Source organism: Paenibacillus sp. FSL H8-0168 (assembly GCF_038592955.1).
GTDB classification, from domain to species: Bacteria; Bacillota; Bacilli; order Paenibacillales; family Paenibacillaceae; genus Paenibacillus; species Paenibacillus polymyxa_B.
This window is the reverse complement of the sequence record NZ_CP151948.1, coordinates 4,875,315-4,895,473: the sequence shown is the minus strand read 5'-3', so window position 1 is coordinate 4,895,473 and position 20,159 is coordinate 4,875,315. Positions and strand designations below refer to the sequence as shown.

Sequence of the window (20,159 nt, the reverse complement as noted above, 5' to 3'; positions counted from 1 at the left end):
TTTACACAGGAGAGGCTCTTTGGACGTTTAGAATTCTAATTATACGATCCGTTTGCGCAGCCAGCCGGAAATCAGATCCGTCAAAATGATCAGGACCACAATGCCGAGCAAGATAACGCCTACACGGTTCCAGTTGCGCATTTGGAGTGCAAACAGTAGCGGAGTACCGATACCACCTGCACCGACCAGACCGAGCGTGGTAGCGGAACGGATATTAATTTCAAAACGGTAAAGCGAATACGAAAGAAACTGTGGAATCACCTGCGGTAGCACGGCGAAGAAAATCACCTGCCAACGGTTGGCACCGCACGCGATCAAAGCCTCTTGTGGCCCGTGATCGACACTTTCGATCGTTTCCGAGAAAAGCTTCGCTAGCATGCCGATGGAATGAATGCCGAGGGCAAGCACACCCGCAAACGAACCGGGGCCAACGGCTTTGATAAATAGGATGGCGACGATCATTTCTGGAAAAACCCGGATGACACTAAGCACAAATTTCCCGCTACCCGATAAGGGGCGTAGACGGGTCATATTGCTGGACGCCCAAAAGGCGAACGGAAGGCAGACAAATGCGGACACGAAGGTTCCGAGTACTGAAATGACCAGCGTATCCAGCAACCCGCGCAGTAAATCCTCTCCCTCAGGGATGTAGACGAACGACCAGTCGGGATGAAGGAAGCCGTCCAATATAGCGACAGAGACACTTTTGGCCGTTCCCTGTAATCCTTCAAACTGCATCCCGCGAAAAGCCCAAATATAAATGATGATTAGCAGAATAGCTATCGCCCATAGGCGTAGGCGGGAGCCAATAGGTCTGCGAAGCGTAGGATCATTCATAATAATTTCCTCCGTAGCAGGTTACTGCCGTAATCAATCGCAAGGACGATGACGAGGGTCAGTAGAATAATGATGCTTGCCCGATCATATCGGAACAGCCCCAGAGAACGGTCAAGCAACAGACCGATACCACCAGCCCCGACCAGGCCCAGAACGGAAGCCGCGCGCACATTAACCTCAAAGGTATACAGCAAGTACGACACAAAATAAGGAAGAGCCTGCGGAACCACACCAAAGGCTATGACTTGAATGCGACTCGCGCCAACAGCGGTCATGGCTTCCAGCGGCCCGGGATCAATGGCTTCAATCGCCTCAAAGGTCAGCTTGGCTATGATGCCAAAGGAGAAGAAGAGCAGGGCGAGCATCCCTGCAAACGGCCCGATGCCGAACACCGCCACAAAGATTGAGGCAAACAGCAAATCAGGAATTGTCCGTACTAGGTTCAGGATCGTGCGCATTGGCAGCGAAATCAGTTTGCGCGGCATCACATTATAGGCACACAGCAACGCGACAGGGATCGCCAATATGGCTCCCAGTGTCGTGCCGACAATGGCGATCTGGATCGTTTCCAGCATCGGTTTCCAGATGGTAGGCAGATAGCTCCAGTCGGGTGGAAACATTTCGCCCAACAATTTGCCCATCTCCGGCAAGCCGATGATCAACTGGTAAGGTGTGGCATCCGTATGAATGGAGCAGGCTACCAGCACTACGATAAAAATCATCCAGGTGGCATAACGCTTGTAACGTCCTGGCAAAGGTGGCCCTGCTGGCGGCTTACTTGGCTGCGGCGGTCCAGCATGCGGTGACGGTTGCGTCGAAGAGAGCGGCTGGGCAGTGGAGCCGGGCTTCATGATCCCACTCCTAGCAGCTCATCATGCTTGATGGCCCGGCCGTAGATCTCCGCAAAGGCCTCATCCGTAGCCTCCTCCGGTGTGCCGTCAAAGACCACTTCTCCGGCGCGCAATCCGATGATCCGCGTTGCATATTCGCGCGCGAGATCAATGAAATGCAGATTGACGATGGTCGTAATCTGCATTTCACGGTTGATGCGCTGGAGGTCATCCATGACCTGGCGGGTGGTCAGCGGATCCAGCGATGCGACAGGCTCGTCCGCCAGAATGATTTTTGCCTCCTGCGCCAGGGCGCGGGCGATGGATACGCGCTGCTGTTGGCCACCGGACAGTTCATCTGCCCGGCTGTAAGCTTTTTCGCGGATGTTCACGCGCTCCAGCGCTGTTAGTGCCAGTTCGATATCCTCCTTCGGGAAGAGACCGAGAATGGTCCGCAGCGTCGAATGATAGCCGACGCGGCCGGAAAGTACATTGCGGAGCACTGTCGAACGCTTAACCAGATTGAAGCTTTGAAAGATCATGCCGATATCACGGCGAATGCGCCGCAACTCGCTGCTTCCAGCAGACGTGACGGACCTGCCACCCACGACAATGTCGCCGGACGTAATGTCATGCAGTCGGTTAATGGAACGGAGCAGGGTAGACTTACCTGCACCGGATAAGCCGACAATGACGACCATTTCTCCCTCCTGAATCGTCAAATTAATATGGTTCAACCCTTTGGTGCCGTTCGGGTATGTTTTCGATACGTTACGGAATTCGATCATATGCTCCCAACTTTCTCCCCCGATGGGGTGGAATGAAAACAACACCGCCATGAATACATGGACGGTGCTGCCCTGTCATTCGTAAAGCCTGTTTCGTAGCTGTTACTTCATTACAGTATCTTGTTTGCTCCGATTACTTAACCGCTTGGCCAACGGCTTCGGCGTATTCACGCACGGAGTCGAAGTTTTTATCGTCGCCCTTTTCATAACCTACATGGGTGTAAATTTCTTTAATGATCTCGCCGCCTGCAGGGTCTTTGGCAATGTCAATAAAGGCTTGGCTGATCTTGTCTCTCCACGCTTGATCCATATCAGAACGTACGCTGACGGTGTCATTTGGAATTTTAGCTGTGTAATGAATGACGCGAGTTTTTTCAAATACATCCGGGATTTCCTTCTTCACCGTGTTACGTGCATCCTGGAAAACAGCTACCGCATCAACTTGACCGTTCAGCAACGCCAGAATAGCAGCATCGTGGCCTTTGATTGTCACACCCTGCACATCCGTGTCCGGGTCCACTCCAGCTTTTTTCAGCTCTGCTGCAGGGTACACGTAGCCTGCGGAGGAGGTTACATTTTGCCAGCCAACCTTCTTGCCTTTCAGATCAGCTAGACTTTGAATCGGAGAATCCTTTTTCACCACGATCATTGCTTTATAAAAGTTTACTTTTTCAGTCGTGTCCTTACCTGTAGCATCTTCAATGCCGTAGCGTTGAGCTTGCAACAGCAAGTCGGCTGCTTTACGGTTATCGTGGGCCAGTACATAAGCATTCGGCGGAAGGAATCCTACATCTACCTGTTTGGAAGACATGGCTTCCACAATTGTATTGTAGTCAGGAGATACCGTTACTTTCACCGGGATTCCAAGCTTGTCACCCAGTAGATTTTCGAGCGGTTTGGCTTTGGCTTCGAGCGTATCTGCATTTTGAGAAGGAACGAACTGTACCTTTAACTCTTTAGGAACATAGGCTGTGCTTTCGTTTTTAGAGCCGTCTGTACCCGGAGTGGACGCGCTGTTGTTATTGCTTGCATTGGAGCCACAAGCGGCTAGACCCGCTGCCAGTGTGAAGGTCATGCACAAGGTCAGTGCTTTTTTGAACAAAATAATTTCCCCCTAAACATAGTGATAACGAAAATAAAATTAAAAACCTGTAAATGCTGTGACAAACCAAATCTTAACAGCTAGTCCCACAGCTAGGGTAAAAACCACTCCTGACTTTGGTAAAAATGATGTAAAATTTATCGTATGGTAAAACCATTTTCTGGATTTATGCGAAATGCTTATTTTAACATTCTCTTAACAGTGCTCTGTTAGACTTGTTCAAGCTCTATGACCGAAGCTGAGGGAGAGAACAAGAGTGGATATTTTTGATGTTAACGAAAAGGCAGACCAAGACAATGTAAGCCTTGTGAGAGTGAAATTCCGCATTATGGTTACAACCGATTTGCATGTCAGTTTGTGGAATTACGATTATTATACGGATCAGGAAACGCTGCATTACGGTCTGGCGCAAACGGCCAGTCTCATTCAAACAGCCCGGGCGGAGGTACCCAACCATATGCTGCTGGATAACGGAGATGTGATTCAGGGGAATCCAATGGGAGATTATGCTGTACAGCGAATCCAACAGGACCCAAGCGCGGTGCATCCCGCCTATAAAGCCATGAATCTGCTTGGATATGAGGCTGGCAATATCGGGAATCATGAATTTAACTATGGACTGGAATACTTGCAGACTTGCCTTCGAGGAGCGCAATTTCCTTATGTGAATGCCAACATTTATATAGCAGGAGAACAAGAACGAAATTACTTTACACCTTATCTATTGCTGGATAAGACGGTAGAGGATGAAGCAGGCGGTAAGCATCTGTTGAAGGTAGGGATCATCGGCTTTGTTCCTCCGCAAATTATGCAATGGGACAAGGCGTGGCTGGAGGGGAAAATCATTGTCAAAGATATGCTGGAAACGGCAAGATGGTTTATTCCACAAATGAAGGCGGCGGGAGCCGATCTGATCATTGCCATGCCCCATGCAGGCTTTGAGGATATTCCCGAAACGCTTGATATGGAAAATGCGGTGCTGCATCTGAGCAGGGTGGAAGGGATCGATGCCATTGTGTTTGGTCATGCACATAAAGTATTTCCCGGACCTTCGTTTATGGGGAAAACAGGTGTTGATATAGAGCGAGGTACCATCCACGATATTCCAGCAGTGGAGCCGGGCTTTTGGGGGGATCATCTGGGGATCATTGATCTGGAGCTGACCTTTAGTGGAGGGAAGTGGCAAGTGGCTGCATCTGCTGCCGAGGTACGCCCGGTGTATGATCCGATACGCAAGGAGGCGCTGGTACAACCGGATACTGCCATTCAGCTGGCGGTAGCAGAAGAGCACGCCGGAACATTAGAGTATATTCGTGCACCTGTAGGTCAGACGACGATGGCGGTGAACAGCTTTTTTGCTCAGGTGATGGATGATGCTTCGGTTCAGCTCGTGAATGATGCGCAAATGTGGTATGTGAAGCAGCAGATGCAAGGGAGCGAGTACGAAGGATTGCCCGTTCTGTCGGCAGCAGCTCCTTTTAAAACAGGCGGCAGATATGGCCCGTCGTACTATACCCATATTCCGGCGGGGACGTTGGCGATCAAGCATATCGCCGATCTGTACAATTTTCCTAATACGCTGCATGTCGTTCAACTGACCGGAACGGAAATTCGGGAATGGCTAGAGTGGTCTGCTGGACAATTCCGGCAAATTGATCCTTCAGCAGAACAAGAGCAAGAGCTGATTAATTCTGATTTTCCAAGCTTTAATTTTGATATCATCGACGGCATCAGGTATCAGATTGATGTAACACAGCCAGCCAAATATGATGCTGACGGGGGCCTAAAGGACCCAGATGCACACAGAATCATTCAGATGTCTTTTGATGGCGAACCGATGGATATGCAGCGAAATTATCTGGTTGTTACGAATAACTATCGCGCGTTTTCCTCTGCGCTGGTCAATCCGGGTGGAGAGCGAATTATACTTGCTTCACCGGATGAGAACCGTCATGTGCTGACCGAATACGTGCGGCATATGAAGACGTTGACGCCAAAAGCTGACGGCCATTGGTCCCTCGCCCCATGGTCGGGGCGTCCGCATGTGACGTTTCTGACCTCGCCGCAAGCAACGGATGCCGCTAATGCCTGTTCGGAGTTGCTTTATGAAGGGTTAACGGTAGAGGGATACGCTAAGTTTGCCATCGATTTCGGACGTTCACGGTAGAACTGCTAACTAGTTTTTGTCCTATAAGTCCAAGCATCAAAATAATAGAAATAGACTGTCCCGCAGAGGACGGTCTTTTTTCATAAAACAGTTTTAAAATCGTACAAAATTCGTGATTTTATATGTCCTGAGTCGTGTTTAAAGTTATTGACCTCTCGTATAAATAGACATATACTTTGATTAAACAAATTTTGGTTTAAAAGGTAATGAAAAAGTCACCATCATTCGTTTGAGGGGGTGTCCCTTTGGAAAAAAACACCACGATCCGCGCAGAAATAGAAAAGTATATTCAAAGTGAAGGCATTTCAATGCAATGTTTTGCAGATGCTTCCAAGGTAAATCCGGGTACACTTAGCGGTATACTTAATCGGAACCCACCACGGCCTATCTCAGTCAATCAGCTTGATCTGATTACCGAGGCCATGGGATTGGAAGAAGGATCTTTGTTCGAGATGTATGTGGATGAATGTTTTATTCATTCCTTACCACACTGGAGGAGGTTGCGTCCGTTTCTCCTACGTTGCTCAGAGTTGAACAAGCTGGAGTGTATACGCAGTGTACTTGGCTATTTGATGGACGATTTATCGAACGTTCCTGCTATTTTTGAGACCGCAGAAGCGATGTTTGAGGATGGCAGACATGAAGCCGCCATGCTTCTGTATGATTGTGTCATCGAGAGTGAGAAGTATACCCACTCTGAACGGTTGGCGATCAGCTATTTCCGTATATTCCAGATTCAGATCAAGGATAACCAACGGAACTTGAAGGCTGCTGTACAATTCCATTTGTACCGTAGTCGTCTACCGGAAATTTACGCACTGGAAGGCTTACATATGCTATCTCAAGTGTTTGCTTTAAAAATGCAATGGTCCGAGATGGAAATGTATGCGGACGAGCTAAGAGAGCTGGCGCAGGCATTGTATCGCAATCGGAACCGTTTTGGAGATGAGCACCTGGAGCTGCTTAAGCCGCTCGTTTATTACTATGCTCAGGGGCATCTGCTCAAGGCCAGCTGCTATGAGTTTCAGGGCAGATATGAGGAATCCAAGCAATGGATTGAGGGTTATGCAGATTTGAGCTGGTTTGAGGGTTTAGACGAAGAAGGCTGGAAAGTGGTCAACCTGCATCGTGTATATGCACAGGGCAACCGACTTTGTATTGAAATTAAAATGGGCAACACTTCTGCAATCTATGAATATATTACTTACCTGCGTGAGCATCCGGATGAGATACTGGAAGGCTTGAACACCTTGCTCGAATCGGCGAACCGATTCGGTTATTTCGTGGATGCCGAACTGGGACTGTTTAGTCAGCAACTCAAGAGCTTCTGGGAGCTTGCACCGGAACGATGGGACACTCATTATCGCAAGCACTTTAATGCATTTCGCTTTGCATCCTTTTGTAAGGTGTATGCGGAGTATTATTTCCGAAAAGGCGATTACCCCGAGGGAGTGGGACAAATACTGCATTGCTTGCAACTGTCTGTCGATAATAGCTATACCGAACATATCATTGGTTGTATGGCTTTATTTGAGCAGCATCGGAATTTTGCTACACCGGAACAGCAGCAGTTGTATCAGAGTCTGTGCCTGGGCGTACGTGCAAATGAAAAGAATCATGCCTATGATCACAGTACCGGTGGATATTTATAATTCCAAATTTCATTCGAATTCTTCATATAACACGTTATTGCGAGGATGTTCCCGTTTCAAAAGGGGATGTTCTCGTTTTTTAGCTGCTGCTGTCGCTTGTGACTTTTAGCATAGAGAGGACCGTTTTGCGCGTTGACAAGTTTTGCAAGCGGGATTAGGATAAATGCAGCACAGAAAGTGAAGGAGAGCATGTACAAATGACGATTCCCAAAACATTAACGATAGCCGGCTCCGACACAAGCGGTGGAGCGGGTATTCAGGCAGACCTGAAAACCTTTCAGGAGCTTGGCGTATATGGCATGACCGTATTGACAACCGTAGTAGCGATGGGTCCTAAAACCTGGGATCATCTTGTATATCCTGTTGCGTTGGATGTGGTAGAAGCGCAGCTGCGTACTGTATTGGAAGGTATCGGTTTTGATGCGATGAAAACCGGTATGCTTGGTTCCGTTGAAATTATCGAGCTGGTAGCCAGCCATTTGAAAAAGCATGATCTGAAGCGGATCGTAATTGACCCGGTTATGGTCTGCAAAGGCACGGACGAAGTGCTTCAGCCGGAAAATACAGAGGCGATGCTGGAATTGTTGATTCCTGGCGCTGACCTGGTAACACCGAACTTGTTCGAGGCTTCGCAACTGGCGAAGAATGGACCAATCACGACACTGGAGCAGATGCAGGAAGCGGCTGCGATTATCCATGAGCGTGGAGCTAAGCATGTACTGATCAAGGACCGTGGCAAAATTCGCGCAGGTAAAGCGATGGATCTGCTATATGACGGAATCACTTTTGACTGGTTTGAAGCCGATGTTGTAAAAACAAACTTTACCCACGGTGCAGGCTGCACTACTTCGGCAGCGGTAACGGCTGGTTTGGCTCAAGGGCTGACTATACGTGAAGCAGTGGATCAGGCCAAGAGATTTATTACACAGGCCATTGAAGGTAGCTTCAAGCTGAATGAATTCGTCGGTCCGACCCTGCATGCGGCACATCGTTTGCAAAATCAATAAAGCATGAAGGTATGCGATCTTAGAAAGACTTATAAATCTCCATCAGGCTGAATATATATTAGATTGTTTTAGACCATGACTTTTTTAATATATAGAGTTAGATGTGGCTCAAAAGCCGCAATACATAGTATTGCGGCTTTTGAGGTTGTATTTTTTTGGAATTGCAGCTTCCAGTTTGGTCTAATCGTACTGTATAATAAGCATCAGATTTATTACATTTAAGGAGGAACCGAAGCAATGACATTATTCAGCCAAATGGCTTACAGTCGACCAGAGCAACCTGAAATTGAACAGTGGTTTAAAACGCTGTTGCAGCAGTTTCGTGAAGCAGACAGCGTAGAACGTCAAAATGAAGTGATTCATGCAATTAACAAGCTGCGCAGTAATGTGGAAACACAATTGCAATTGGTGGAAGTTCGGCACTCCATTAATACGGAGGATGCCTTTTACAAAGCGGAGCAAGAGTATGCTGATGATTTCATGCCGGTTATTCAGGAGTATGTAACCGATTACTACCGGGCATTGGTGGATTCTCCATTCCGAACCGAGTTGGAGAGTCAATGGGGCAGCCAGCTTTTCAGTATTGCCGAGGTAGCACTCAAGTCGTTCCATCCGGATATTATTGAGGATTTGCAGCAGGAAAATAAGCTGACCTCGGAATATGCTCAATTGATTGCTTCAGCGAAGATCCCGTTCGAGGGAGAAGAACGCACATTGTCGCAGCTCCTGCCTTTTGAAATGGCTACCAACCGGGAGACGCGCAAACAGGCCTCCGAGGCTAAATATCAATTTATGAGTGAGCATGAGGACGAGCTGGACCGGATTTATGATGAACTGGTGAAGGTGCGCACGCGCATGGCACACAAGTTGGGCTATGACAACTTCGTAGAATTGGGCTATGCCCGATTGGGACGTACAGATTATAATGCCGAAATGGTAGCCAATTTCCGCGAGCAGGTGCTGAAGCATATCGTTCCTCTGGCAACCAAGTTGAAGGAGCGCCAGCGCGAACGGATCGGAGTAGATCAGCTTCGCTATTATGACGAGGGCTTCAACTTCCTGTCAGGCAATCCTACGCCTAAAGGTGACCCGGAGTGGATCATTCGTAATGGAGCACGTATGTATGAGGAACTTTCAGCGGAAACACATGAATTTTTCAGCTTTATGATCGAACGTGGATTGATGGATTTGATCAGCAAAAAGGGCAAGCAAAGCGGAGGCTATTGTACATTTTTGAGCGAATATGGCACACCGTTTATTTTCTCCAATTTCAATGGTACATCCGGTGATATCGACGTATTGACGCATGAAGCAGGTCATGCCTTCCAGGTCTATGAAAGCCGACATTTTGAAATTCCTGAGTACCATTGGCCAACGATGGAGGCGGCTGAGATCCACTCTATGAGCATGGAGTTTTTCGCATGGCCTTGGATGAATCTGTTCTTCGAAGAAGATACGGACAAATATCACTTTGAACATCTATCTTCATCATTGCTGTTTGTGCCTTACGGTGTAGCCGTGGACGAATTCCAGCATGCCGTATACGAACATCCGGACTGGACCCCAGCCGAACGTAAAAGCGCATGGCGCTCCATTGAACGTAAGTATAAACCGCATCTGGATTATGAAGGCAACGAGTATCTGGAGCAGGGCGGATTCTGGCACAAACAGGGGCATATTTTCCAATCTCCGTTCTACTACATTGACTATACACTCGCGCAACTGTGCGCGTTCCAATTCTGGAAACGCATGAGTATCGACCGGACAGCGGCGTGGGAAGATTATTTGAAGCTGTGTCGTGCTGGGGGAAGTCGATCCTTTACCGGATTGGTTGAGCTGGCTGGACTGATCTCGCCCTTCCAAGATGGCTGTATCGCCTCTGTAATCGGAGAAATCGAAGCATGGCTGAACAGTGTGGATGATAAAAAGCTGTAAGCATAACTAAAAAGGGCATTTCGCTTACCTGTCAAAGCTGAAAAGCTTGCAGATAGCGGAATGCCCTTTTGTGTAAATGAAACTTCAATTAATGTTTGGTGTTAAGCGGTTTGAGATTGGCTTCAATAGATGCGCGGCGCGATTCCAAAAATGGCGGTAACGCCAGCGATTCACCCAGAAACTCCAGTTCTTCATCCGTATCAAAGCCGGGCCCATCGGTGGCCAATTCAAACAGAATGCCGTTCGGCTCACGGAAATACAATGAACGGAAGTAAAAGCGATCTACAAAGCCTGAGTTGGAAATTTGCAGCTGCCCAATACGGTCTACCCACTGTTTGAGCTCTTCCTCAGTTTCAACACGGAAGGCTACGTGATGCACACTGCCGCGTCCTGGTCGCTCTTGTGGCAGATCGTTGCGCTCTTCCAGATGAACTTCGGTTCCTGTACCGCCTTCACCCGTTTCATAGATAAGCACATCCGGTTGTCCAGCAACAGGAGAAGGATAGGAGCCCTTTTTGCGGAAGCCCATAACCTGTTCAAGAATAAGAATGGTATTCTCCGCTTTGGGAATAGTCAGATGAACCGGCCCCAGCCCTACAATGCCGTATTCGGCAGGGACAGGGCTTTTCTCCCAAGGCGTGCCGCCGCGCATTCCGTGATCATGCTCATCTGAAACGAGGAAGAAGCGTTGTCCTTCAAAATCCTCGAACGAAAGTGCCAGGCGTCCCGCTTGATCCGTAATTTCACCATGTTTTACATCCAGCTGCTCAAAGCGGTTTTTCCAGTAATCCAGTGCCTTGTCGTTCGGTACCCGTAAGGAGAGTGCTGAAATGCTGTTATTTCCTGTACGAGTTTGTCCCGCATGTGGAATTTCAAAGAAAGTGACTTCTGTACCCGCAGTTCCACGCTCATCTCCGTAAAAAAGGTGATACACACTAACATCATCTTGGTTCACCGTTTTCTTGATCAGCCGAAGTCCCATTATCTGAGTATAAAAATCAACATTTTTAGCCGCTGCCGCTGTAATCGCCGAAACGTGATGCAATCCTAATAGTTTCATGTCATTATCCTCCTTGGTTTTTATATGATTAGGTTTTTCTAAACAAAATAAACAGTCGAAAAACTTTTCTTTATATTTATTATCTTGATATTAAGATATATGTTTTTTGATTGTTTGTCAACTTGAATTATACACTAGCTACAAAGACGGACAAAAATAGAAATTCGAAATAATGCAAAAGCAGATACAATAAAGCCCGATATAGCCCAATATAGATAGAACAAATTTTATTATAAAAGGAGTGCACTAAATGTATACGGATAAGGATTTAACGATTAGGCCTGTTACAGAAGAAGACCTGCCGGCTCTTTGGACGTTAACTTTTAAGGAAGAAGCACCGGAATGGAAGCAGTGGGATGCACCTTACTATGAACATAAGCCACTTTCTTTTGATGATTATTTAAAAGAGAAGGAAAAACGAATCGGACAAGATGACTTTTGGATCATTGAAGTGGAAGGCAAGATCATTGGATCGGTGAGCTACTATTGGGAGCATCAGCCTTCACAATGGCTTGAAATGGGGATAGGTATCTTTGATTCGCGGTATTGGAGCGGTGGGTACGGTACGAGGGTGCTTCGACTGTGGATCACGCATTTGTTTAATACATTACCTCTAGTAAGAGTGGGCTTTACAACCTGGTCAGGAAACCATCGGATGATGAAGGTTGGGGAGAAGCTGGGCATGACCCTCGAAGCCAGGCTTCGAAAGTGCAGATATTATAATGGAGAGTATTATGATTCGATCCGAATGGGGCTTTTACGGGAAGAGTGGAGGTTATAGTTGTTCTGCAACTAAAAGCCTTTCTAAGCATAAAAAGATGACCTCTGAATGGATTAGAAGTCATCTTTTTTGACGCTTATGGGTATTTTAATTTCTTATTTTTAGGTGCATCTACTCTGATTCTCGAAGTCGCTCCACAATACTTTGTTTGTTGTTCATAGAATAGACTGCTACTGGAATAAGTATCCCAAGCAATAATAGTACAGGCAATAAGGCTAGAAGTGGCCAGATTATAAAGTGATAGCTTAAAAACCACATCATACTGCTTAGGGGTTTCACAATTGAAATAGAGAATATGATCCCTAATAAAATGGAGGATAGGGCGGTGCCGAGAACATAATATAGCCCTTCATAGATCAGCATACCCCGCAATTGCTTTTTGGTCATGCCGATACTTTGCAGCATGGCAAACTCCTGACGTCGGGTCAATATACTTGTCAGAATTGCGTTTACAAAGTTGAGGATACCAATCATGCCGATAATCAGACTGAGCGTGCCTCCGATCATCATGATGGTGTTTTGCATACCGGAAAACTCATTCATTGAAGTGAATTTGGATGTGTAGTTCATTACCGGCTCTGTAGTTTCGGTGTAACTTTTTAAAAAGCTCTCCATGGCATCTTCCTGATCAGGGGATACATTAAAGGCGTAGCTCATCACAGCAGGCTGCTCCGCAAGCGGCTTGTAAATATTCGCCGGAAGATAGAAGTTATACTTACTTGAAAAGCGATCAGAATTGGTACTATATTTAATTGCAACATGACCAAGCACTGTGAATGCATGCGTAGTATACTCTCTATCCAGCGGAGCTTCTGCTGCTCCCATATAACTGTGAAGCGTGACCTTTTCACCCACCTTATAAAGAGCTTCTTCCATCTGGGGGATGTCATGGTCATCTAAATCTACCCCTTCCAATATATACTTACCGGAAGCCAGCTTCTCAAAGTCGAGCTCACCGTCTAGTAATCGCAACCGGTGCAGTGGTAAATCTTCCAGCCCATATACTGCCGCAATGAAGTTGCCGCGAGAATCAGTCTCATCGTCCTCATGGGTGTCTTTTCCATTCTCGACAGTAAGCACTAATCTGCCGCCGTACAAGCGACCGCCCTCTTCAAAGCCGGGCTGTGTCTGTACAGCCTGAATAAAACTCTCGGAGGTCTCATTTTTAGGGCCGCTAAAATAGGGACGATGAAAATATTCAGCATGAGCAATGAGAAAGTCAGTGTCATTGAATTTGGATACAAACTTATCCATATCAATGCTCTGAGACAGGGTGAACGCCGTGTTAAGAAGTACAAGGCTTAACGAAAGACTGATGACTACCAACACGGTACGCTTTGTATTGCGCCCCAAGTTGGAGCGAGCCATGTGGATCATTTTAGCGCCTTCGGTGGATTTTTTCAGCTTACGGCTGCCCTTGGTATTTCCGTCTGTGTATCTTACTGCCTCAACCGGCGAAACAGCTGCCGCAATCCTGCCTGGCTTGAAAGTGCTGATCATTACGGTAATGAGCGCGAACAAAGCCGATCCTATAAAAATCCATGGGTTGGGAGATACCGATATCTCGGTACCAGCAAAGGTAGTGTTGTTCATAAGAAGTGGTATAAGTGCTTTACCGACAAAAAAACCTGCTATTAATCCAAACGGGATTCCTATCACTGAAAGAACTAACGCCTGTCTGCGAATGATCCGGCGGATCTGCTTGCCGCTTGTGCCGATCGTCTTTAAAAGACCATAAAAACGAATATCTCGCATCACTGATATTTGGAATATATTATATATGATCAAATAACCGGTAAACATGATCAGTAACAGGGCAGAAGTTAACGCTATGATGGTCTCTGTATCTAGACTAAAATTGGTTGAGATGTATGCCCAATTTACATTACTCGCGATATAGTTCGGTGCATCTTCGTCAAGCGAATATCCGCTTTCGGTAATCACTTTATTGAGCTTTCCTCGCGAATCAAGGCTATTGTCGAACATCATATATGCACTAATGGTTCCTGTATAGAAATGATCTTTTTTATAGGTGCTTTGTAATTCCTTTGCATGAGCATCGACATAGGATCTGGAGGCGAATATTTGTCCTGTGTTAAACACAGGATCGCTTTTCCACCAGCCGGAGAGGATAAAATCACGCTGTACTTCTTTACCTCGTATGTCAAGCTTTAGCCTCAAAGGTGCTCCAACCTCCAGTGGAACACCCAATAGCTGCAACGTCTTGGAGTCTGCGATCACTTCATTTTCCGCCGCAGGCTTGTGCCCCTCTTTAAGCTCAATAAAACCAAGCTTCATCCCTACATCATCGTAATACCAGAACTCTGTGTGGCGTTTTAGAAATTTATCGTTTTTAACTTCGTCGCTTAATATACGGTTATAAGCTATTTCCTTGATCAACGGATGATTCTTGACATGATTAAATTCGTCATCCGTTATATATTTAAGTACGGCATGCCCATCTCCACCGGCCTGGCGCATGGTCGCCCGTTGTAAGCTTTCCCCAGCGCCAATCCCCATAGTGAACAGTGTTGTAAATAGCAATGAGGTTAGTGCTATAGCAACAATAGCAATGAGGTTACGGGCTTTGTTTACTTTGAAGCTCTTATCTGCCAGCTTGCGGATTACTTTTTTGTTCTTTACCTTGATCATTCGCCTTCACCGCCAACTATTTTACCGTCCTCAATGCGGATGATACGGTCTGCCATCTGCGCGATTTCTTCATTATGAGTAATCATCACTATCGTTTGGCGGAACTGCTGGCTGGAAACTTTGATCAATCCCATCACATCCAGACTGGTTTTACTGTCCAGGTTTCCAGTGGGTTCATCTGCCAAGATAATGGCGGGCTTGGCTGCCAGTGCTCTGGCAATAGCTACACGTTGCTGTTGTCCACCGGAAAGATTGTTTGGCAGATTATTCATTTTGTGGTGAAGGCCCAAGGTATGTACAATTTTATCTACGTGGGCTTTGTCCGGTTCTTTACCGTCCAGTTCAATAGGAAGCACAATATTTTCGTAGACATTCAAGACAGGTACCAGGTTGTAATTTTGAAACACGAAGCCAATCTTTCGTCTGCGAAAAATAGTCAATTCTTCGTCTTTCAGTGAAGAAATATCCTTACCATCAATCGTAACGGTTCCACTTGTCGGACGATCAAGTCCACCCAACATATGCAGAAGGGTAGATTTGCCGCTCCCCGAAGTACCGACAATAGCGACAAATTCGCCGCTTTCCACCTCCAGATTCACACCATCTAAGGCATGAACAGCAGTATCTCCGTTCCCGTAATGCTTCCTTAATGCCTGAGTTTTCAATAGGCCCATATACGTTCTCCTCTACAAAAAATGTCTGGATCGTAGTCATCTACAGTACAGACATTAACACACTGATCTTTCTACAATCTTTCTGAAATCTAACGGTATTGAAAGAATTAAGTATCCATAGAAAGAAAAATAGAGAAGGTAGAACCACGGCCGTAGCGTGATTGTACCTTGATGTAACCCCCCTCTGCAGCGATGATTTCTCTAGCTAAAAACAGTCCAATACCTACACCCTCCTGCGAGTTAACAGTGGGAGAGCGATAGAAGCGGGTAAAGATTTTACCTTGTTCTTCTTCTGCAATGCCTATGCCGCTATCGGTAATATCAATTCGGCAAAACAAATCGTATGCCATTACTTTTATATTCATGCTTCCGCCTGTCTCTGTATATTTTATGGCGTTATCCATAATGTTATAGACAGCTTCACTCGTCCACTTTAGGTCAAAATAAGCATGGGTAACTGTGTCCTCCATAACAACTGAAATCCCTTTGGCGTCAGCTTTTGGCATCATTTGCTCCAGTGCAGCATCAAGGAGCTTTTGAACAGATTCTCGCCTTGGCGCTACCGTGATAATCCCCGTTTCAAGCCGCGATGTTTTCAACAATGCCTGGATCAGAAAGTTAAGCTTTTCGGCCTGTGCAGATAGAGCTTTCACACAAGTGGAGGTATCCTGTGATAGTTCGTATTCGCTAAGTAGTTGGGAATAAAGCAGGATGTTGGCCAATGGTGTTTTCGTTTGGTGTGAAATATCGGAAATCAGCTCATTTATTTTATTCTTTTCAGCAAGCAGATTTTTGGAGGACACGGAACAAATGGAAAGAAATTTCGCAAATTTAGCTTCTATTGCAGAGAGAACGGATTCATCAAAGACATCCTCTGAGAAGCTGCCATTTATCGCGGCATCCAGCATGTTTTCAATGGTTTTCATTGTTTTATGGATGCTCCTGCGATAAAGCATAATAGCACCCACAGCGGTGCATACAGCAACAACGGCAATTCCTGTACATATATAGAGGAGTGTTGTCATTTCAACGCCCATGTGTAGCCCAGCCCATAAACCGTTTTAATATATTGTGGGGAAGAAGGATGATCCTCGAGCTTGTCACGTAGCCTTTTTATCGTAACTGACAAGGCATTTTCACCTACATATTCAGCCCCGTCAGTCCAGATGCTGTCTATCAAATGATCACGCGAAACGGTATTTCCTCGATTGTTGATTAGGATGCGCAACAATTTTTGCTCCGTTTTACTTAGTTCAATAGGTGTACCATTCTTAATAAATTCCATTCTCTCGAATGAAAAAGAAAAATTGTCTAGCTGAATGGAGTCTGCAAGCGAGTATCTGGATTTCTTTAGCTGAACGCCAACTCTTGCTCTCAGTACCATAAGACTGAAGGGTTTGGTGATATAGTCGTCAGCACCCAGCTCAAAACCAGTGACGACATCTGTTTCCATATCATTCGCAGTCAGAACGATGACGGGTATAGTTGTTTTTTTTCGTATATCTGTTAAAAGATCAAGCCCGTTTCCATCTGGTAAATTAATATCAAGAATCACTAGGTCAAAGGCAGTAACATTCAAATGTTCTTTTGCAGTAGCTATGTCATGCGTTTGCGTAAATACGTTGTTAGGTTCTTTAAGAGCAAGAACAATACCGTTACTCAAGGCGATATCGTCCTCGATGATTAATATGTGATTCATCATTCTCCTCCTATTTTTTTACTAACCAAAGTCATTGAACTCGATTTCCAGAACTACTCATCATAAACATAAAAAAGAGGCTCCCAAACTCTCCATTTCCAGTTTACCGGATTTTACTCTTATTTGCTCCTTGGATTGCCTAGGCGGGATGTCGAGAAAGTTCTCAGCAGCTTTTTTTGTCCTACTTTAAAACCTCCTCACATTGACAGATACGAGTTGACTGATATAATTTATCCTAGTTGATTTTTGATAATGATTATCATTATTGGAGGGGAGGACAGGGCCGAAGCTTGGTAGAGGTTATTGGACAGGCTCCCTTAGTTAGAGATGAAATTACGTTATTTAATACTGGCTTTTCTGGTACTGGCCTTCGCCTCGGTTTTTATTGGTGTTCATGATGTAACTCCACTTGATGTGTTCCACTTAACCAACGATCAGGCGCAGGTACTCCTGATTAGCAGATTCCCACGATTGATCAGTATCATTATCGCAGGGGCGAGTATGAGTATCTGTGGATTGATCATGCAGCAGCTTACCCGAAACCGATTTGTATCGCCCACCACCGCAGGGACGATGGATGCGGCACGACTAGGTGTGCTGATGGCTATTATGGTGTTTGGAGCGGCGGGATTTTGGACGAAGATGCTGACGGCTTTTGGATTTGCTTTAGGGGGAACGCTGATTTTTATGAAAATACTGGATAAAATTCGTTTCAAGGACCCGGTATTTATCCCGCTTGTCGGCTTGATGTTTGGAGGTATTTTAAATTCGGTAACGACCTTTTTTGCTTACAAATACAATCTGATCCAGGGCATTTCTTCGTGGATGCAGGGGGATTTTTCTCTAATCATGAGTGGTCGCTATGAGATGCTATATCTTAGTGTTCCTTTGGTTGCGCTGGCGTACATATATGCGAATCGTTTCACAATTGCAGGCATGGGCGAGGATTTTGCGGCGAATTTGGGAGTTCATTATAAGCGCACCGTCAATGTTGGGTTGGTGATCGTGGCTTTGGTTTCCTCTGTTGTCATCTTAACGGTCGGGACGATTCCCTTTTTGGGGCTGGTTGTACCCAATCTGGTCAGCATGTATATGGGGGATAATCTGAAAAAAAGCCTGGCCCATACAGCAATCCTGGGCGCCGTCTTTGTGCTGTTTTGCGATATTTTGGGACGGGTGATCATTTATCCGTATGAAATTTCTGTAGGGCTTACGGTTGGCGTGATCGGGAGCGCGTTGTTCTTGTATTTGCTGTTGAGGAGAAGGGCTTATGAATCCTAAATTAAAAATCGGAATATTAGCCGCTGCCGCGCTTGTGTTGATTGCTGCTTTCGTGTTTATAGATCTTCCGCATACCTGGCATTACGCGCTGCCACGACGATTGAAAAAGATCGCAGCCTTCATTCTGACAGGTGGCTCCATTGCTTTTGCAACCGTTATTTTCCAGACGGTTACGAATAATAAGATTTTGACTCCCGGTATTATCGGACTGGATTCACTGTATATGCTGATTCAGACGACGATTATTTTTGCATTTGGTTCCGTCCCTTTCATTTCGACCAGCAAAGAATTGAACTTTTTGATATCGGTGGGGCTGATGGTGCTGTTCGCAGGACTGCTATACAAATTAATTTTCCGCAAAGATGGACGCGGGATTTATGTACTTTTGCTGATTGGTCTGGTGTTCGGCACGCTGTTTAACAGTTTATCTACCTTTATGGAGGTACTGATTGATCCGAACGAATTTGCGAAAATCCAGGACAAGAGCTTTGCTAGCTTCAGTAACGTAAATACCGAGCTATTGTGGCTTTCTGTATTCATTCTTGTGCTCGTATTCGCTTATGCGTGGAGATTCATCAAGTATCTGGACGTGCTGTCGCTCGGACGAGAGCATGCGATTAATTTAGGTCTCCCTTATGGTTTTATTATCAAAAGGTTGCTAATTATCGTAGCGATTCTTATCTCCATATCCACGGCACTGGTCGGGCCGATTACGTTTCTCGGATTAATTGTGGCCAATGTGGCTTATCAGGTGATGAAAACCTATCAGCATCGTTATATTATTCCGGCCTCTATCTGTGTCAGCGTCATTGCGTTGGCAGGATGCCAACTGCTGGCAGAAAGAGTATTCGACTTATCGACAACGGTCAGCGTCATTATTAACTTTATCGGGGGGGTGTACTTCCTGTACCTTTTGCTGCGGGAGAATAAATCATGGTAGAAGTCAGAAACGTATCCAAACGCTACGGGAATAAAAATGTGGTGGATCAGGTATCCGTCACTGTACCTAAAGGTACGATTACCTCCTTTATTGGACCTAACGGCGCTGGAAAAAGCACTTTGTTGTCGATGATTAGTCGCCTGACTGACAGTGATGAGGGAGAAATCCTCATTGACGGGCAGGCCGTGAGCCTGACGAAAAGTGAGGAGCTAGCCCGGAAGATATCTATTTTAAAACAGACGAACGATGTCAATATCCGCTTAACCGTGAAGGAGCTGGTTAGCTTCGGCCGTTTTCCGTATTCCAAGGGTAGATTGAACAGCGAGGATCGCAAAATGGTGGAGCAGTCTATGGCTTACATGGGACTGGAGGATATGAAAGATAAGCATATTGATTTGCTTAGTGGGGGACAGCGACAGCGGGCTTTTATTGCCATGATTTTGGCTCAGGACACAGAATACATCCTGCTGGATGAGCCGCTGAACAATCTGGATATGAAGCATTCGGTTCAGATTATGAAGACGTTGCGCGGTTTGGTGGATGATCTCGGCAAAACGATTCTGGTCGTGTTGCATGACATTAATTTTGCCTCCTGCTATTCAGACTATATTGTAGGGATGAAGGATGGCAGGTTGCTAAAACAAGGAACGGCTGACGAGATGATTGATAGTCAGGTATTAAAGGATTTGTACGATATGGATATTCCGATTCAACAGATCGGTGACCATAAAATTTGCGTTTATTTCACTTAGGG

17 protein-coding genes are annotated in these 20,159 nt (G+C 45.9%); 8 read left to right on the top strand and 9 right to left on the bottom strand.

What is annotated here, in order from left to right; all coding sequences use genetic code 11:
* Nucleotides 1–39: 39 nt before the first annotated feature.
* From phnE (MHI21_RS21775) to MHI21_RS21760, 4 genes are all read right to left on the bottom strand, one after another.
* Complete coding sequence (gene phnE, locus MHI21_RS21775) at nt 40–837, bottom strand: phosphonate ABC transporter, permease protein PhnE (protein ID WP_013312028.1); 798 nt, start codon at nt 835–837, stop codon at nt 40–42.
* A complete protein-coding gene (gene phnE / locus MHI21_RS21770) occupies nt 834–1,688 on the bottom strand; it encodes a phosphonate ABC transporter, permease protein PhnE (protein WP_165179294.1) in 855 nt (284 codons plus the stop codon). The genes phnE (MHI21_RS21775) and phnE (MHI21_RS21770) overlap by 4 nt, the downstream gene beginning before the upstream one ends.
* A complete protein-coding gene (phnC, locus tag MHI21_RS21765) occupies nt 1,685–2,455 on the bottom strand; it encodes a phosphonate ABC transporter ATP-binding protein (RefSeq protein ID WP_039273947.1) in 771 nt (256 codons plus the stop codon). The genes phnE (MHI21_RS21770) and phnC overlap by 4 nt, the downstream gene beginning before the upstream one ends.
* 133 nt (nt 2,456–2,588) lie before the next feature.
* Nucleotides 2,589–3,557 (bottom strand): phosphate/phosphite/phosphonate ABC transporter substrate-binding protein, encoded by a 969-nt coding sequence (locus MHI21_RS21760; protein ID WP_025722520.1) that lies wholly within the window; start codon nt 3,555–3,557, stop codon nt 2,589–2,591.
* 256 nt (nt 3,558–3,813) lie between these two features.
* On the opposite strand from MHI21_RS21760, the gene MHI21_RS21755 reads away from it, so the two are divergent.
* From MHI21_RS21755 to MHI21_RS21740, 4 genes are all read left to right on the top strand, one after another.
* Nucleotides 3,814–5,724 carry a bifunctional 2',3'-cyclic-nucleotide 2'-phosphodiesterase/3'-nucleotidase gene (locus tag MHI21_RS21755; RefSeq protein ID WP_342418898.1) on the top strand — a complete coding sequence of 637 codons (1,911 nt, stop codon included), beginning with the start codon at nt 3,814–3,816 and terminating at the stop codon, nt 5,722–5,724.
* 245 nt (nt 5,725–5,969) lie between these two features.
* Nucleotides 5,970–7,376 carry a DNA-binding protein gene (locus tag MHI21_RS21750; RefSeq protein ID WP_341163078.1) on the top strand — a complete coding sequence of 469 codons (1,407 nt, stop codon included), beginning with the start codon at nt 5,970–5,972 and terminating at the stop codon, nt 7,374–7,376.
* Nucleotides 7,377–7,573: 197 nt separating this feature from the next.
* Entirely contained in the window at nt 7,574–8,383 is an 810-nt protein-coding gene (gene thiD, locus MHI21_RS21745; RefSeq protein ID WP_341163079.1) for a bifunctional hydroxymethylpyrimidine kinase/phosphomethylpyrimidine kinase, read from the top strand.
* Nucleotides 8,384–8,620: 237 nt separating this feature from the next.
* On the top strand, nt 8,621–10,318 hold the full coding sequence (locus MHI21_RS21740; RefSeq protein WP_342418897.1) for a M3 family oligoendopeptidase: 1,698 nt from the start codon (nt 8,621–8,623) through the stop codon (nt 10,316–10,318).
* Between the two features lie 88 nt (nt 10,319–10,406).
* On the opposite strand, the gene MHI21_RS21735 is transcribed toward MHI21_RS21740, so the two are convergent.
* Nucleotides 10,407–11,378: a ring-cleaving dioxygenase gene (locus MHI21_RS21735; protein WP_342418896.1), complete on the bottom strand. Its 972-nt coding sequence runs from the start codon at nt 11,376–11,378 to the stop codon at nt 10,407–10,409.
* A gap of 250 nt (nt 11,379–11,628) precedes the next feature.
* On the opposite strand from MHI21_RS21735, the gene MHI21_RS21730 reads away from it, so the two are divergent.
* On the top strand, nt 11,629–12,159 hold the full coding sequence (locus MHI21_RS21730) for a GNAT family protein (RefSeq protein ID WP_342418895.1): 531 nt from the start codon (nt 11,629–11,631) through the stop codon (nt 12,157–12,159).
* A 111-nt stretch (nt 12,160–12,270) separates the two neighbouring features.
* Here the strand turns inward: MHI21_RS21730 and MHI21_RS21725 are convergent, their stop codons facing one another.
* The 4 genes from MHI21_RS21725 to MHI21_RS21710 form a co-directional block, all read right to left on the bottom strand.
* On the bottom strand, nt 12,271–14,811 hold the full coding sequence (locus MHI21_RS21725) for an FtsX-like permease family protein (protein ID WP_341163083.1): 2,541 nt from the start codon (nt 14,809–14,811) through the stop codon (nt 12,271–12,273).
* Nucleotides 14,808–15,485 carry an ABC transporter ATP-binding protein gene (locus MHI21_RS21720; protein WP_342418894.1) on the bottom strand — a complete coding sequence of 226 codons (678 nt, stop codon included), beginning with the start codon at nt 15,483–15,485 and terminating at the stop codon, nt 14,808–14,810. Before MHI21_RS21720 ends, MHI21_RS21725 begins: the two co-directional genes overlap by 4 nt.
* Nucleotides 15,486–15,592: 107 nt before the next feature.
* Nucleotides 15,593–16,510 carry a HAMP domain-containing sensor histidine kinase gene (locus tag MHI21_RS21715; RefSeq protein ID WP_342420236.1) on the bottom strand — a complete coding sequence of 306 codons (918 nt, stop codon included), beginning with the start codon at nt 16,508–16,510 and terminating at the stop codon, nt 15,593–15,595.
* Nucleotides 16,507–17,184 carry a response regulator transcription factor gene (locus MHI21_RS21710; RefSeq protein WP_342420235.1) on the bottom strand — a complete coding sequence of 226 codons (678 nt, stop codon included), beginning with the start codon at nt 17,182–17,184 and terminating at the stop codon, nt 16,507–16,509. Before MHI21_RS21710 ends, MHI21_RS21715 begins: the two co-directional genes overlap by 4 nt.
* A 327-nt stretch (nt 17,185–17,511) precedes the next feature.
* On the opposite strand from MHI21_RS21710, the gene MHI21_RS21705 reads away from it, so the two are divergent.
* From MHI21_RS21705 to MHI21_RS21695, 3 genes are read left to right on the top strand one after another with little or no spacing between them, the layout of a single operon-like run.
* Complete coding sequence (locus MHI21_RS21705; RefSeq protein WP_025721924.1) at nt 17,512–18,465, top strand: ABC transporter permease; 954 nt, start codon at nt 17,512–17,514, stop codon at nt 18,463–18,465.
* Complete coding sequence (locus MHI21_RS21700) at nt 18,455–19,405, top strand: iron chelate uptake ABC transporter family permease subunit (RefSeq protein ID WP_316244224.1); 951 nt, start codon at nt 18,455–18,457, stop codon at nt 19,403–19,405. Before MHI21_RS21705 ends, MHI21_RS21700 begins: the two co-directional genes overlap by 11 nt.
* Complete coding sequence (locus MHI21_RS21695; protein WP_028541804.1) at nt 19,399–20,157, top strand: ABC transporter ATP-binding protein; 759 nt, start codon at nt 19,399–19,401, stop codon at nt 20,155–20,157. The genes MHI21_RS21700 and MHI21_RS21695 overlap by 7 nt, the downstream gene beginning before the upstream one ends.
* Nucleotides 20,158–20,159 lie beyond the last annotated feature (2 nt).